Annotated in this window: 18 protein-coding genes; 7 read left to right on the forward strand and 11 right to left on the reverse strand. The window is 74.1% G+C overall.

Features of this window, described 5'->3' with window-relative positions; all coding sequences use genetic code 11:
- Positions 1–18 precede the first annotated feature (18 nt).
- Complete coding sequence (locus tag AB0F81_RS35060) at positions 19–396, reverse strand: alcohol dehydrogenase catalytic domain-containing protein (protein WP_360204235.1); 378 nt, start codon at positions 394–396, stop codon at positions 19–21.
- Positions 397–487: 91 nt separating this feature from the next.
- Between AB0F81_RS35060 and AB0F81_RS35065 the strand changes: the two genes are divergently transcribed.
- The gene (locus AB0F81_RS35065) at positions 488–991 is read left to right on the forward strand and encodes a MarR family transcriptional regulator (RefSeq protein ID WP_360204237.1); all 504 of its coding nucleotides are present in this window, start codon (positions 488–490) and stop codon (positions 989–991) included.
- Here AB0F81_RS35065 and AB0F81_RS35070 read toward each other — a convergent pair whose 3' ends face one another.
- From AB0F81_RS35070 to AB0F81_RS35090, 5 genes are all read right to left on the reverse strand, one after another.
- Entirely contained in the window at positions 992–2,230 is a 1,239-nt protein-coding gene (locus tag AB0F81_RS35070) for a DJ-1/PfpI family protein (RefSeq protein ID WP_360204239.1), read from the reverse strand.
- The gene (locus tag AB0F81_RS35075) at positions 2,223–3,185 is read right to left on the reverse strand and encodes a helix-turn-helix domain-containing protein (RefSeq protein WP_360204241.1); all 963 of its coding nucleotides are present in this window, start codon (positions 3,183–3,185) and stop codon (positions 2,223–2,225) included. The genes AB0F81_RS35070 and AB0F81_RS35075 overlap by 8 nt, the downstream gene beginning before the upstream one ends.
- Before the next feature lie 64 nt (positions 3,186–3,249).
- Positions 3,250–3,666: a VOC family protein gene (locus AB0F81_RS35080; protein ID WP_360204242.1), complete on the reverse strand. Its 417-nt coding sequence runs from the start codon at positions 3,664–3,666 to the stop codon at positions 3,250–3,252.
- Complete coding sequence (locus AB0F81_RS35085; protein ID WP_360204243.1) at positions 3,663–4,532, reverse strand: NAD(P)-dependent oxidoreductase; 870 nt, start codon at positions 4,530–4,532, stop codon at positions 3,663–3,665. The genes AB0F81_RS35080 and AB0F81_RS35085 overlap by 4 nt, the downstream gene beginning before the upstream one ends.
- A gap of 10 nt (positions 4,533–4,542) precedes the next feature.
- Positions 4,543–5,805, reverse strand: coding sequence for a saccharopine dehydrogenase C-terminal domain-containing protein (locus AB0F81_RS35090; RefSeq protein WP_360204244.1), 1,263 nt, complete (start codon positions 5,803–5,805; stop codon positions 4,543–4,545).
- Between the two features lie 85 nt (positions 5,806–5,890).
- Between AB0F81_RS35090 and AB0F81_RS35095 the strand changes: the two genes are divergently transcribed.
- Positions 5,891–6,604, forward strand: a complete 714-nt coding sequence (locus tag AB0F81_RS35095; protein ID WP_360204245.1) for a TetR/AcrR family transcriptional regulator — start codon at positions 5,891–5,893, stop codon at positions 6,602–6,604.
- Here the strand turns inward: AB0F81_RS35095 and AB0F81_RS35100 are convergent.
- Complete coding sequence (locus AB0F81_RS35100; protein WP_360204246.1) at positions 6,588–7,472, reverse strand: hypothetical protein; 885 nt, start codon at positions 7,470–7,472, stop codon at positions 6,588–6,590. The two genes, AB0F81_RS35095 and AB0F81_RS35100, sit on opposite strands and share 17 nt — an antisense overlap.
- Complete coding sequence (locus AB0F81_RS35105) at positions 7,469–7,960, reverse strand: SigE family RNA polymerase sigma factor (RefSeq protein ID WP_360204248.1); 492 nt, start codon at positions 7,958–7,960, stop codon at positions 7,469–7,471. The genes AB0F81_RS35100 and AB0F81_RS35105 overlap by 4 nt, the downstream gene beginning before the upstream one ends.
- A gap of 130 nt (positions 7,961–8,090) precedes the next feature.
- Here AB0F81_RS35105 and AB0F81_RS35110 point away from each other — a divergent pair, with 130 nt between their 5' ends.
- Together AB0F81_RS35110 and AB0F81_RS35115 are read left to right on the forward strand one after the other, a co-directional pair.
- The gene (locus tag AB0F81_RS35110; RefSeq protein WP_360204278.1) at positions 8,091–9,101 is read left to right on the forward strand and encodes a hypothetical protein; all 1,011 of its coding nucleotides are present in this window, start codon (positions 8,091–8,093) and stop codon (positions 9,099–9,101) included.
- On the forward strand, positions 9,098–9,742 hold the full coding sequence (locus AB0F81_RS35115) for a maleylpyruvate isomerase N-terminal domain-containing protein (RefSeq protein ID WP_360204249.1): 645 nt from the start codon (positions 9,098–9,100) through the stop codon (positions 9,740–9,742). Before AB0F81_RS35110 ends, AB0F81_RS35115 begins: the two co-directional genes overlap by 4 nt.
- Here the strand turns inward: AB0F81_RS35115 and AB0F81_RS35120 are convergent.
- Positions 9,681–10,928 carry an MFS transporter gene (locus tag AB0F81_RS35120; RefSeq protein ID WP_360204250.1) on the reverse strand — a complete coding sequence of 416 codons (1,248 nt, stop codon included), beginning with the start codon at positions 10,926–10,928 and terminating at the stop codon, positions 9,681–9,683. The genes AB0F81_RS35115 and AB0F81_RS35120 overlap by 62 nt on opposite strands.
- Positions 10,925–11,494: a helix-turn-helix domain-containing protein gene (locus tag AB0F81_RS35125; RefSeq protein ID WP_360204251.1), complete on the reverse strand. Its 570-nt coding sequence runs from the start codon at positions 11,492–11,494 to the stop codon at positions 10,925–10,927. The genes AB0F81_RS35120 and AB0F81_RS35125 overlap by 4 nt, the downstream gene beginning before the upstream one ends.
- 81 nt (positions 11,495–11,575) lie before the next feature.
- Here AB0F81_RS35125 and AB0F81_RS35130 point away from each other — a divergent pair, with 81 nt between their 5' ends.
- Positions 11,576–12,379 (forward strand): endonuclease/exonuclease/phosphatase family protein, encoded by an 804-nt coding sequence (locus tag AB0F81_RS35130; RefSeq protein ID WP_360204253.1) that lies wholly within the window; start codon positions 11,576–11,578, stop codon positions 12,377–12,379.
- Here the strand turns inward: AB0F81_RS35130 and AB0F81_RS35135 are convergent.
- Positions 12,350–12,889, reverse strand: coding sequence for a TetR/AcrR family transcriptional regulator (locus tag AB0F81_RS35135; RefSeq protein WP_360204255.1), 540 nt, complete (start codon positions 12,887–12,889; stop codon positions 12,350–12,352). The two genes, AB0F81_RS35130 and AB0F81_RS35135, sit on opposite strands and share 30 nt — an antisense overlap.
- Positions 12,890–12,942: 53 nt before the next feature.
- On the opposite strand from AB0F81_RS35135, the gene AB0F81_RS35140 reads away from it, so the two are divergent.
- Both AB0F81_RS35140 and AB0F81_RS35145 read left to right on the forward strand, forming a co-directional pair.
- Positions 12,943–13,431: a GNAT family N-acetyltransferase gene (locus tag AB0F81_RS35140; RefSeq protein WP_360204256.1), complete on the forward strand. Its 489-nt coding sequence runs from the start codon at positions 12,943–12,945 to the stop codon at positions 13,429–13,431.
- 44 nt (positions 13,432–13,475) lie between these two features.
- Complete coding sequence (locus AB0F81_RS35145; protein WP_360204258.1) at positions 13,476–14,174, forward strand: DUF998 domain-containing protein; 699 nt, start codon at positions 13,476–13,478, stop codon at positions 14,172–14,174.
- The last annotated feature ends 54 nt before the right edge of the window (positions 14,175–14,228 follow it).

The raw sequence follows: 14,228 nt of genomic DNA on the forward strand, positions 1-14,228 counted from the left end.
GGTCTCTTATCGCTTTCCCTACTCGAGGGTCTCCGGTTCTGCGTGTGCGACGTCGGCCTGCCAGGCGGCGAGCCCGGTGACCGGGGCGGCCACGTAGTCGGCGGCGGCGCCCCCGGTCATCGGCAGCATCCCGTAGACGGCGTCGCCGACCGCGAAGGCGGTGACGCCGTCGCCGAGCGCGGCGACCGTGCCGGCCACGTCGATGCCGGGAGTGTGCGGCAGCGGCACCGGGAACACCTGCTGCAGGTGGCCGGCGCGGATGGTCGCGTCGACCGGGTTGAACGAGGTGGCCGCGACCTTGACGAGCACCTCGCCGGAACCGGGGGCGGGCCGGTCGGTCTCGTCGGCCCGCAGGGTGTCCGCGGCGCCGTACCGGTGGTGGCGGATGGCCTTCATGACTCACTCCTCGAGGAAACGGATTTGCTTCGAACTCGAAGCATGTGACGACTGTAGCTTGCTTCGAGTTCGAAGCAACTAGGATGGGGGTGTGAGCCGCGAGACAGCACCGCTGGATGCCGGGCAACTGGGCGCCTACTTCGCCCTGATGGAGGTGAGCAGCCTGCTCCAGCACGCCGTCGAGGAGCATCTGCGCGCCGACGGCGACCTCAGCTACGTGCAGTTCCAGCTGCTCGCCCGGCTCGCCGACAGCCCGGAGGGCCGGCTGCGGATGACCGACCTCGCCGACGGCGTCGTCTACAGCCGCAGCGGCCTCACCTATCAGGCGGGGCTGCTGGACAGGCGCGGCCTGATCAGCCGGGCGCCCGCCGCCGACGACGAGCGCAGCGTGATGGTGTCGCTCACCGACGCCGGCCGGGCCCTGGTGGCCCAGGTGCTGCCCGGTCACATCGCGGTCGTCCGGCGGCTGCTCCTCGACTCGCTGGAGAAGGGCGACCTGGCGATCCTCAGCGGGGTGCTCGGCACCGTCCGCGACCACATGCGGGCGCTGCCGCCCCGCTCCGCCAAGCCCCGGGCGAGCCGGCGGTCCCGCTGATCAACCGCTTCGGCGCCCGGCGGCCGCGCGGGCCAGGCGCCGGGCGATCCGGATCACCGCGAGCGCGAGCGCGGCGGAGAGCAGCAGGGCGGCCACCGCCAGGGCGGTGGGCCGCCACGGCCAGAGCGGGCCGGGGTACGCGAGATGCCCGCCCGGGTACTCGGTGAACTTGGCCGTGGTCCGCGCGGTGGCCCGGTCGGTGTGCTCGGCCAGGTCGAGCAGCGCCCGGTCGAAGGGGAAACCGTCGCCGCCGGGTTCGACGATCCGGTTTACGCGCGCGTCCCCGGCCGTGAGCAGCATCCCGTGCCGGGTGGTCACCGTCCGGCCGGCCGTGAGCGGAACCGTCCGGGTGGCGAACGACGTCGCCGAGTGCACCTCGAACGCGGCGGCCACCTCGGACTCGCCCACCCCGTCGGTCAGCCGCACGCCGACGGTTGGGCGGCCCCACGGGAACGCGGCGTTCAGCGCGTACGGAAGATCACCGGGACCGATGCGGTGCACCGGGATCGCCGTGGCGCCGCCCGGCGCCCAGCCGGGATATGCCAGGTCCCGGCCGATCCGGGCGGCCTCACCCGGCCCGGCGAGCCGCTCGACCACCCGCAGCGCGCCCACCACGCCGGAGGTCACCCCGGCCGTGGTGGTGACCGGGCCGTCCTCGACGTAGCGCTGGCCGCGCAGCCACCGCACCGCCGGGAACGCGCGGCGGCGCGCATCCACGTTGGCCCAGAACTCGGTGGCCCGCCGCCCGTCGAGAACCCCGGACCTGGCGAGCACGTGCGAGCCCGCGCACACGCCGAGCACCCGGGCGCCGCGCCGGGCCTGACGGGAGATCCAGTCCAGCAGCGGCGCCTCGGACGGGTCCACCACGGCCGGGACCACGATCACGTCCGGCGCCGGCCCCGAGTCGAAGGTGTGCTCCGGCACGACGTGCAGCCCACCGGAGAGCGGCAGGGGAGTCCGCCGGTGCGCGACGGTGTGCACGGCGAACCGGCCGGAACGCGCGAACACCTCGTACGGCAGAAGGGCATCGGCGACGACGGACCCGGACGCGCCCAGCGCGACCGCGACCACCAGCCTGCCTGGCGGGATCTTCCGGGGCGCCGGCCAGCCGGCCGGGTGACCGGCCGCGGCGGCCGGGAACGACTGCCGCATCGACACCGCCACCCCGGCCGCGCAGATCCCGGCGAAGATGCCCACGGTGAGCAGGGCGGTCAGCAGACCGCGGACGGTCCTAGCCACGGAGCGCCTCCGGGCGCGACGCGGACGGCGGCGTCCCGAACCGGGCGGTCCACAAACGCCGGAAATGCCGGGCGTCGGTGAACCCGCACCGGGCGGCGACCGCCTCCACGGTCAGGTCGGTCCCGGCGAGCAGCGTGCCGGCGTGCTCCATGCGCAGCCCCTGCTGATATTCCAGCGGCGTCATGCCGATCGTGGTGCGGAAGGCGCGGCTCAGCCCGCGCGGCGACAGGTTCGCCACCCGGGCCAGGTCAGCCAGGGTGTGCCTGCCGTCGAGGTGCTGCGCGAGGTGTTCCTGCACCCGGTGGACCGCCGGATTGAGGTGCGCGCGGTGCTGCAGGAAAGGGCTGATCTGCGCGCCCGAGCCGGACCGGCGCAGGTAGACGACGAGCTGCCGGGCCACCTCGGCGGTCAGCGCGGCGCCGTGGTCGCGTTCCACCAGCGACAGGGCCAGGTCGATGCCGGCCGAGATGCCGGCGCTCGTGCTGACCCGGCCGTCGTGGACGTAGAGCACACCGTCCTGCACCCGGGCCGCCGGACAGTGCTGCCGCAGCAGGCCGGTCAACGCCCAGTGCGTGGTGCAGCGCCGGCCGTCGAGCAGTCCGGCCTCGGCCAGGGCGGCGGCCCCGCTGCACACCGCGGCCACCGCGGCGCCCCGCCGGTAGGCGTCGCGCAGCCAGCTCACCACCGGCGCGGCGACCAGCGGCTGTCCGGGCGGCGGCCGGCGCAGCTCCGGACCGGGCACCAGGATCAGGTCGCCGGCGCCGGCCGGCGGCAGCGGCTGCAGGCCGGCGAGCAGCAGGCCCTGCGCGGAGAGCCGCTCCGGTTCGTCGGCCACGTACCCGATGCGGTAGCCGGCGCCGCGCAGCGCGGCGGCGTGGAAGACCTGGACCGGGCCGGCCAGGTCGAGCAGGTTCACCTCCGGCAGGACCAGCACCACCACGTTCGTCTCGCTCACACCGCCACGCTAGGCCGGTGCTGATCAGTACGAACAGGGCGCGCGCGGCCCGGCGGCGGACGGATCAGGCAGCGAACACCTGGGCGTCGTCGGCGAACGCCTTGAACTCCAGGGCATTGCCGGCCGGGTCCAGCAGGAACATCGTCCACTGTTCACCGGCCTCACCGGCGAAGCGCACATAGGGCTCGATGACGAACGCGGTGCCGGCCGTGCGCAGCCGCTCGGCGAGCCGGTGGAACTCCGGCACCGGCAGGATCAGCCCGAAGTGCGGCACCGGCACGTCGTGGCCGTCCACCGGGTTGTGGATCCGCTGGGGGCGCTGCGGCGCGAGGTGGGTGACGAACTGGTGCCCGTGCAGGTTCCAGTCGACCCACGTGTCCGAGCTGCGGCCCTGCTCCAGGCCGAGCACCTCACCGTAGAAGCGGCGCGCCTCGGTCAGGTCGTCGACCGGCATCGCCAGATGGAAGCGGGGGATCGTCATCCGTCCATCGTGGCCCGCCGCCCGGCTTCCCGCGACCGGGCTTCCAGGGCGCGGATCACCGCGGCCATGTCCTCGCCGCCGTAGCCGGCCCGGTCCGTCTCCGCGAACAGCTGCCGGCAGACCTCCAGCAGCGGCGACTCCACGCCGGCGCGCACGATCAGGTCGCTGTTGTAGCGCACGTCGCGGATCGCGGCCTGCACCGCGAAGTCCCGGTCGAGCAGTTTGCGGCCCTTCGCGCGGGAGACCGCGCTGGCCATCGGCCCGGCGTCCAGCGCCGCCAGGAGGGTGGCCCGGTCCAGGTCGTGCCGGGCGGCGAAGTGGAACGCCTCGGCCAGCCCGGTCACCATGCTGATCAGGAAGGTGTTGACCGCCAGCTTCATCAGCAGGGCGCCGGAGACCGGGCCGCACCGGACGGCCTCGCGGCACATCGGGCGCAGCAGCGGCTCGACGCGGTCCAGGTCCGGCGCGTCGCCGGCGAGCATCACCACCAGCTCGCCGGCCGCGGCCGGGCCGCGGGAGCCGGAGACCGGGGCCTCGACGTACGCGCCGCCGGCCGCACGCACCCGGGCGGCGAGCCCGGCCGAGTACGCCGGCGCCGTGGTGCCCATGTGCACGAGGGTGCGGCCGGCGAAGGTCACCGGGCCGAGCACGTGATCGATGACGGTGTCGTTCGCCAGCATCACGATCACGGTCTCGGCCTTCGCGAAGACCTCCGCCGGGTCGGCGGCGACGGCCGCGCCGGCGTCGCGCAGCGGCCGGGTGCGTTCCGGGGTCCGGTTCCAGACGATCAGGTCGGTGCCGGCCCGGGCCAGGTTGAGCGCCATCGGCTGTCCCATGACGCCGAGGCCGATGAATCCCGTGGTCACCGACCGGACGTTACGCAGCGGCCGCGGGGGAGGCCGATGCCAATCGGGCGGAATTGGTCTGCTGCTCGCGCAGGCCCCACGGCGAGCCGTACTCGGTGAGCAGATCCAGAAACGGCCGCGGCGGGAAGGCTTCGGGACCGAGAACGCCCACTCCGGACCAGACCCCGCCGGCTAGCAGTTCGAGGGCGACGACCGGGTTGATCGCGGTCTGCCAGACGACGGCCTGGCTGCCGTACTCGGCCATCGACCACTCGTTGTCGACGACGTGGTAGAGGTAGACCTCGCGGTCCGTGCCGTCACGGGTGCCGCGGACCCAGGTGCCGGCGCAGGTCTTGCCGCGCATGCTCGCGCCGAGCGTGGCCGGGTCGGGCAGGCTGGCCGCGACCACGTCCCGTGGTGACACCCTCACCGGCCCGGCTGCGCCGGGCACCGTGACCGATTCGGTTCGGTCCAGGCCCAGTTCGTGGAGCATCTTGAGCGTACGGATGAACTGCTCGCCCAGCCCGTACTTGAAGGTGACCCGGCGTGCCTTCACCCACCGCGGGATGAGCAGCACCTCCTCGTGTTCCACGTTCACGCACTCGACCGGTCCGATGCCGTCCGGGAAGTCGAACACCTCGGGCTCGCTGAACGGCGCGGTGGTGAACCAGCCGCGGCCGTTCTCCCAGATCACCGGAGGGTTGAGGCACTCCTCGATGGTGGTCCAGATGTTGAACGACGGGGCGAAGTCGTGGCCGTCGACGGTGAGGTTCGAGCCGTCGCGGACCCCGATCTCGTCGATCTCGTCGAACAGTTCGTCGGCCGCGTACCGGGCGAAGATGTCGGACAGGCCCGGCTCGACGCCGATGCCGACCAGCGCCAGCCGCCCGGCCTTCTCCCACTCGGCGGACTGCGCGAACTGGGCGTCGCCGAGCTTGACCCCGACCCGCTCGTAAGGCTTCTCCGCATCGGGCCGCGACAGCGACATGGCCATGTCGAGATAGGTGACCCCGGCCTCGCCGGCGGCGTCGAACAGCGGCATCACGAACCGCGGGTCGGTGGCGTTGAGCAGCACGTCGCAGCCGTGCTCGCGAAGCAGCGCGGCGACCGCCGACCGGTCGCCGGCGTCCACCCGCGCGGCCCGGAAGCGGGCGTCGCCGACGGCCGCGACCGCCGCCTCGGCGCGGGCCAGGTCGTAGTCGGCCACCACCATCTCGTCGAAGAACGGCCGCCGGGCCGCGATCCGGGTGATCGCCGTGCCGACGCCGCCCGCACCCACCAGAAGTACGCGCATGGTCCGGAACTCCTCTCGTCCTGGCACCGATCCAACGCGCCGCGGTGCGCTAAGGTCAACGGCGTTGGCATAAGGAGGGGGTGCGATGCCGAAGGCGGTCGTTCCCGAGGAGAAGCGGCGGCGGCGCCGGTCCACCCGCGCCGGCACGGTCCTGTCCGAGCAGCTGATCGTCGAGGCGGCCCTGCGGCTGCTGCGCGAGCACGGCAGCACCGGGCTCACCGCCCGCCGGCTCGGCCTGGCGCTGGACTGCGACCCCAGCACCCTCTACCGGTACTTCCGGGGGATGGACGAGATCATCCTGGCGATCGGTGACGCGCTCATCGGCCAGGCCCTGCGCGGCTGGTCCCCGAGCGGCGAGTGGCGAGCCGACCTGCGCGCCCTCGGCCTGCGCATCCACGCCGCCTACATCGCCCACCCGCAGGCCGCAGTGCTCACCACCAGCCGGGTCACCGGCCGCGCCAACGAACTCGCCGCCGACGAGGCGGTCCTGGCCGTGCTGCACTCGGCCGGCCTGCCGGCGCCGGAGACGGTCCGCGTCTACCACGCCTTCATCGACCAGACGCTGGCCTTCGCCGCCCTCGACGCCGCCTCGCTCGCGCTGCCGAACGCCGCGCTGCGCGCCGAGGAGGTGGTGTGGCGCTCCACCTATGCCCGGCTGCCCGCCACCAGCCACCCGCACGTGGCCGGGGTCGCGCCGCTGCTCGCCGCCGAGATGGTGACCAGCGCCTATCCCGCCGCGCTGGACCTGCTGCTCGACGGCATCGCAGCGAGGTCCGCGGCGGTCAGGGGAAGAGGGTGAGCTCCGGGGCAGCGGCCAGCCGCACCAGCTGGTCGAGGGTGAGCGGCGGATCCGGGCGTCCCACCTCCTGCCGGTCCGCGTCGGTGGCCGGGTCGGGCACGGCGTTCGACGTGGTCGCGAAGGTGACCGTGTCGGCGCGGTGGACCCACACGTTCACCGTCCGCAGGCCCGCGTCCCCGGTCATCACGTCGATCAGGACGGTCGCCCCGTCCGGACCGGTCCGCACCTCGCACCCGGCGCAGTTCGCGGTGGCCTCCGCCACGGTCTCACCCGCCGGCCAGGCGCCGAACCCGATCTCGCCGACCCCCTCGTCGTCGCTGACCAGCGCGCCGGCGGAGAAGACCGGCAGGGTGGTCTGCGGCTGGGCCGGATCGAAGACCTGCGCCGGCTCGACCCGCAGCGGCAGCCCGTCCTCCGGCGCCCCGGGGATCAGGTGGAAGCGGAAGCCCGGCAGCAAGGGCGGCACCACGGTCGCCAGACGGCAGCTGAGCCGGGCGGCGGCGTGATCAGCCGGCTCGACCGGGATCCGGACCCGGTAATCGTTGAGGTCGCGGACCACGGTGGTCGGCGCGATCGCCGGGGTGCTCGGCGGCGCGGCGGCGGCCGCGCAGAACGGCGCCGGGTCGAGCGCCGGCCAGGACGGGCCGCCCACCGCGAACGGCGCCGGATCGTGCGGCAGGCCGGTGACGGCGACGCCCGCGACCGCCACGAACACCAGCGACCCGGCGGCCGCCGCGGCGGCCCGGCGCCGGCGGCGAACCCGGCGGCCGGCGGTCACGACCTGCTCGTAACCGAAGGGGAGAGGCGGCTCGTCCCCGGTGTATGCCAGCAGGGCGTCGCGGATGTCGGTGTCGGTGGACTCGGTCACGGTCGCGTCTCCCTCGGCGTTACGGTGTGGCTCATCACGGCACGCAGCGCGGCGAGACCCCGGGCGGACTGGCTCTTCACGGTGCCCTCGGCCAGCTGCAGCAGCTCGGCGACCTCGGCGACGGACAGATCCTCCAGATGCCGCAGCACCACCACGGCCCGCTGCTGCGGCGGCAGCCGGCGCAGCGCCTGGCCGAGGTCGTCGTGCCGCTCGGTCTCCGGGACGGCCGCGTCGGGCACCTCGGCCATCACCGTCTCCCGGCGATGCTTGCGGACATGACTGAGGAAGTTGTTCACCAGGGCGCGCCGCACGTACGCGTCGATCTGCCCACCGCGCACCCGCGACCACCGTGGATAGAGCTTCACGAAGGTCAGCTGCACGAGATCGTCGGCGGTGTGCCAGTCGCCGCACAGCGCGAAGGCGAGACGGCGCACGGCACTCACCCGCCCGGCGAAGTACGCCGCGAAGTCGGCGTCCGGGTCAGCCACGGTCCACACCCTCTCGTCCTCGGTCGATGTGTCAACTCACCGGGGCGGTCGAAAGGTTCAAGCGGTGACATCGATCACTGATTCACGAGGCATATCCCGCGCTGACCGGGGTACGCCGCGCCGCGTGCGCATGGGGGTACTGGACATCGGATCGAACGCTGCCCAACTTCTCGTGATCGACAGCTGCGCGGGCTCGCCGCCGCTGCCGGTCTACCGGGAGAAACGGCTGACCCGGGTCGCCCCGGCGATCGGGGCGGACGGGGCGGTCTCCCGGGCCGGGGTGGAACGCCTGGTGGCCGCGGTCCGCGCGACGGTGCAGTCGGCCCGGGAGCACAAGGCCGACGAGCTGATCCCGTTCGCCACCGCGGCCGTGCGCGACGCGGCCAACCGCGACGAGATCGTGGCCGCGATCCGCGCCGGCACCGGCCTGGAGATCGGCTTCCTCAGCGGTGAGGACGAGGGCCGGCTCACCTACTTCGCCGCCCACCGCTGGTACGGCTGGGCCGCCGGCCAACTGCTGCTCCTGGACATCGGCGGCGGCTCGATGGAGATCGTGCAGGGCCGCGACGAGGACCCGGCGGTGTCGATGTCGCTGCCGCTGGGCGCCCGCCGGCTCACCCACGAGCACCTGCCCGATCACCCGGCCGACCGGCGCGACGTCAAGCGGCTGCGCCGGCACGTCCGCGACGTGCTCGACCCGGCCGTGCGCCGGCTGGACTGGGAGCAGCGCGCACAGAAGACGGTCGCCACCAGCAAGACGTTCAAGCAGTTGGCCCGCTTCGCCGGCGAGGTCGACCCGGCGTCGCCGGCCCGGACCCGGGTGCTGCGGCGTACCGAACTGCGCTCCTGGATCCCGCGGCTGGCGCGGATGACGCCCGCGCAGCGGGCGAAGCTGCCCGGGGTGGCTCGCAGCCGGGGACGGCAGCTGCTGGCCGGCGCGGTCATCGCCGAGATCACCATGGCGTCGCTGGGCCTGGACCGGGTGGAGATCTGCCCGTGGGCGCTGCGCGAAGGCATCCTGCTGCGCCGGCTCGCCCTGCCCGCCGGCGGCGACGGCCTGCGCGGCTTCCCGCTCTTCGAGCCGGCCGAAGCCGGCGTGACCAGCCTGGACGGGCACCGGCAGGCGGGGCAGGCGCGATGATCGCGCTGCGCGACGAGGCGGCGGCCTTCCTCGCCGCGCTCGGGCAGCTGAGCGCGGGGGAGTGGGACCGGCCGACCCGCTGCACGCCCTGGCGGGTCCGCGACGTCGTCGGGCACGTCATCACCGTGCTGTCCCGCGTGCCGCAGATGACCGGCGCGCCCGCGCCGGCGCGGGCGGACACCACCGCGACCTCCTATTACCGCGCCGACCAGCGCTTCAGCGAGGCCGCCAACGCGGATCGGGTACGCACGGCGCAGGAGCGCCCGGCCACCCGCGACGAGTTCGCCGCCGTGGTCGGCGAGGTGCTCGCCGCGTGCGAGCGGGAACCGGCCGGCCGGATCGTGCGGACCCGGCACGGTGACGCGATGCTGCTGACCGACTTCCTCACCACCCGGGTGGTGGAGCTGGCCGTCCACGGTCTCGACGTCGCCGACGCGGTGGGCCGGGAGCCGTGGCTGACCCCGGCGGCGGCCTCGGAGCTGCAGCGCCTGCTGTTCGGGCCGGACTGGCCCGCCGCGGTCGGGGCGCTCGGGTGGGACGCGGTGACGCTGCTGCGCAAGACCACCGGGCGGGCGCCGGTCACCGCGGACGAGACGGACCGGCTGAGCGGCCTGGGGTTGCGCCCGCTGACGCTGGGGTGATCGGCCGGTCGCCGGTGCGCAGGCCGCGGCCGAAGGTCGCGGCCAGCGCCGATGCGGCGACCGCCGCCGCGAAGAGCACGATCGCGCCGGCCGCGCTCCAGGTGGTCACCAGCAGGCCGGCCAGCAGCGGGGCGACGGCCGACGCCGAGTTCGCGACCAGGAAGATCACGCTGACCACCCGGCCCTGCAGCCGGTCCGGCGTGATCGCGGCCTGATAACCGAAGAGCGCGGCGTTGCACGCCGGCGCCAGCATCAACGTCAGCGCGATCGGTACGGCCGCCGCCACGCTCGCTGTGAGCAGCGCGCTGACCAGGAACAGGCCGGTCGCCGCCCAGCAGATCGCCCGGGCCAGCACGGCCATCGGGAAGCGGCGCCGCAGCAGCGGGGCGGCGAGGGCGCCGAGCAGCCCACCGGCGCCGATGAACGTCTCCGCCAGCCCGATCACCGCCGGCGCGGTGCCGTGCCGCTGCAGCACCACGATGATCGTGAAGATGGTGCCGGTGACCGCGAAGTTGAGCGGCGCGGCGATGACCAGCACGGCCCGCAGGAACGGGTTGCCGAAGACGAAGGCCAGCCCGTCGGCGAGACCGCCCGGCGCGCCCTCGCGCGGCTGCTGCAGCGGGCGCCGGATCAGGCCCACGCTGAACAGCGACGCCAGACAGGAGACCGCGTTGCCGGCGAACGGCCACACCGCGCCCAGCCCGAACAGCAGCCCACCGGCGGGCGGCCCGACCAGGGCGACACCGTAGCTGCGGGCCTCGTTGCGGGCCACCGCGTCCGGCAGCTGACCGGCCGGGACGATGCTGCGCAGCGCGGCGTGCTCGGCCGTGCCGAACAGGGTGCCGCCGGCCGCGTCCAGCACCGCCACCAGCACGATGACACCCAGGTGCGCCCGCCCGGTCAGCACGGCGACGCCCAGCCCGGCGAACGCGGCGAGGCGGATCAGGTCGCAGGCGAGCATCGCCCGGCGGCGGTCCACCCGGTCCACCAGCAGGCCCGCCGGCAGCCGGCACACCAGCCGGGTGACCTGGGCGATCGTGCCGGCCAGCCCGGCCTGCACGGGCGAGCCGGTGACCGCCAGCACGAGCAGCGGGATCGCCAGCGACGCCATCGAGGTGCCCAGCTCGGACAGGCACTGGCCGGTCCACAGGAGAGTGAACTCGCGATTGCGCCACAGGCTGGTCACCGGGCCGGCCGATACGGGTACGCCTGGACCACCACCGCCACGGTCTCGGTGTCGTCGGCGTGCTCGCCCCGGTCGTACTCGTTGATCACCCGGCGCAGGTCGGTGCGCAACGCGGTCAGCTGCTCGGGCGTGGTGCGGATCGCGTAGTCACCGAAGCCGGCGGCGGCCTGCCACTGCGGGCTCCACTCGCCGCGCGCGGCCTGCGCCCGGTAGGACTCGATGACCTCGTCCCAGACCCGGCGGGCGGCCCGGTCCAGCGCGTGCACCACGTCGGCGCCGCCGGGGCCCAGCTCGCCGGGGTCGTCCGGCCAGGAGGTGGTGTCGTGCGCCGCCTTCCACCAGCGCTCCCGGCCACGGGCACCCTTGCCGAGCTCGGGCGCGTCGAGGACGAACCCGTGTCGGTTCAGCACGCGCAGGTGGTGGCTGGTCTGCCCGGAGTCGGTGGCGAGCCGCCGGGCCAGCAGGGCCGAGGTGGCCGGGCCGTCGATCCGCAGCGAACCGAGGATGCGCATGCGCAGGGGATGGGCCAGCGCGCGGAGAGCGTCCACTTCGGGTATTGATGCCATGCAGTGCAGCATATTTAATGCATTAAATCTTCTGCAATAGCTCGCGCGCATGTGCCGACAGCCGCTGGGTATGGGCGTGGCGTGCGGGTCGCCACGCTGAACGTCTTCGGCGCCGCGGGAGAGTGGTCCCGGCGCCGGGCGATCCTGCGAGCCGAGTTCCAGCGACTCGCCGCGGATCTCGTCACGCTGCAGGAGACGATGCTCGAACCCGACCAGGCCCGGGAGGTCCTGGGTCCGGACTACCGGCTCGTGCAGTCGCAGGCCCGGGAGGACAGCGGGCGGGGCATCACGACGGCGAGCCGCTGGCCGGTCGGGCAGGTCGCGGAACTGGACCTGCGGGTCACGCCCCGCACGTACGATTTCGCCTGCACCGCGCAGCTGGTGGAGGTGCTGGCGCCGGCGCCGTTCGGCCGGGTGTGGCTGGTCCACCACCTGCCGGACTACCAGCTCGACCACGAGCGCGAGCGGGTGCTGCAGGCTGTCGTGGTGGCCCGCGCGGTCGAGGAACGGCTCGCGGAGTCGCCCGGGCACGTGGTGCTCGCCGGTGATCTCGACGCCGAGCCGGACGCCGACAGCCTGCGGTTCCTCACCGGGCGGCACGTGGCGCAGGACATGAGCGTCTGCTACCGCTGCGCCTGGGACGCCACCCATCCCGGGGGTGGCGGCACGGGCGGGGACACGTTCGTGCCGGAGAACCCGTACTGCGCCGACTGGGACTGGCCGAACCGGCGGATCGACCACATCCTGGTGCGCTGCGGTGAGCACGGTGGGCCGACGCTGCGGGTGGCCGGCTGTCGGCGTACCTTCGATCAGCCGGACACCGTCGGCAGCGACCATTACGGCCTGGTGGCCGACCTAGCCGATCCGGGTGCGGACCGCGGCTGAGACGCGCTTCTCGTCGCCGGTGGCGAGCAGGTCGAGCAGGCCGCCGCGCAGCACCGCCAGCGCCCGGGTGCGGCGCACGGCGCCGTCCTCGGTGTCGCGCTCCTCGGGTGGCTGGCAGGCCGCCAGAACCTCCAGCCAGTCCCGCACGGTGGCCTGGGCGAAGCCGGCCCACGCCCCGTTCGGCTCGACCAGCGACCGGGCGTAGGCCTCCACCCAGAGCCGCAGCAGCGGCCGGTGATCGTCGGCGGCGAGCCAGGCCCAGACCCGCTCGACCGCCCGGTCCAGCCCGATCGGGGCCACGCCGACGCCGCCGAGCAGGGTCAGCTCGTCGGCGCGTGCCCGCGCCAGCAGGGCCCGGACCAGGCCGTCCTTGCTGCCGAACAGGAAGATCAGCACCCGTGGGCTGGACCCGATCGCCGCGGCCAGCGGCCGCAGCGACAGATCAGCCAGGCCGTGCTCGAGCACATATCGGTACGCCTTCTCCAGCAGTTCCGCCTGCCGCTCACTCACGGGGCTAGCGTAGCATCGACTGAAACACTCGTTTCAGTAGGAAGGGTTGTGCCATGTCAGGTGCCTGCGTCCGGCGAGCCGACCGCCCCGGCGACCTCGGCTGGACCGTGATGGCCCACGGCGAGATCTATGCCGAGCAGTTCGGCTGGACCACCGAGTTCGAGGCCCTGGTCGCCCAGATCGTCGCCGACTTCGCGGCCGGCCACGACCCGGCCCGCGAGGCCCTCTGGATCGGCGAGGTCGACGGTGTCCGCGCCGGCTGCGTGGCCCTCGTCGCCGGCGCCGAGCCCGCCACCGCCCAGCTGCGCATCCTGCTGGTCACCCCGGCGGCACGCGGTCACGGCCTCGGCACCCGCCTGGTCGAGGAGTGCCTCACCTTCGCCCGCGCCGCCGGCTACGAGCAGGTCACCCTGTGGACCGTCGACGACTGCGCCTCGGCCCGCCGCATCTACCAGGCCTGCGGGTTCACCCTCACCGACGAGACACCGCAGCACCGCTTCGGCCACGACGTGATCGGCCAGAACTGGGCACTCAAGCTCTGACCGTTCCCAGGCCGGCCACAGGAACGACTGGCAGGCTGGGCCCGATGATCGAGCGTCACCTGGCCCGGTTCGGCGTCGCCTGCGTGGCGGCGTGCCTGGGGCTGTTCGCCTGGCTGCACCTCACGCCGCCGTCCGCGCTGCTCGACTGGCGGACCCGCACGCTGAGTCAGTACGCGCTGCTCGACAACGGCTGGGCCTTCGACACCGCGACCCTGCTGCTCGCCCTCGGGTCGGCAGCGGTGATCCTCGCGCTGGTGCGGGCGGGCGTGCTGCGCGCCCGGTCCGGCGCGGCCGTCGCGCTGTGGCTGTGGGTGGCCGGCCTGATCGGCGTGGTCGTCTTCGAGAAACACAACTGGGCGGTCGGCCCGTCGATCAGCGGCGACGTGCACCGCGCCGCCAGCCTGCTGGCGTTCCTCAGCCTGCCGGTCGCGGCGCTGCTGGCCGGCGCGTTCGGGCTGCGCCGCCCCGCGGCCCGCACGGCGGCGACCGCCGTCCTGCTGGCCGGCGCCGTCTCGCTGCTCTGCTTCACGCCGATCCTGTGGGCGCTGCTCGCCGAACCGTGGACCGGGGTGCGCTGGTGGCGGGCCATACCGCTGGGCACGGTGGAGCGGTTGCTAGGGCTCGCCGAGGTGGTCACGGTGCTGCTGCTGGCCCGTTGGGCGACGCTGACCCCGGTCCGCGGCTCAGCCTCAGCCTCAGCCGCGGCCTCGACCGAACGACCGGAACCCGCGCTGCCCGCCTAGCTCGCTGCAGGCCTAACAGCGCCGCAAGCGATGCAGCGTGGCCGTCGCCTGCGC

The organism is Actinoplanes sp. NPDC024001 (assembly GCF_040638955.1).
Taxonomy (GTDB): domain Bacteria; phylum Actinomycetota; class Actinomycetes; order Mycobacteriales; family Micromonosporaceae; genus Actinoplanes.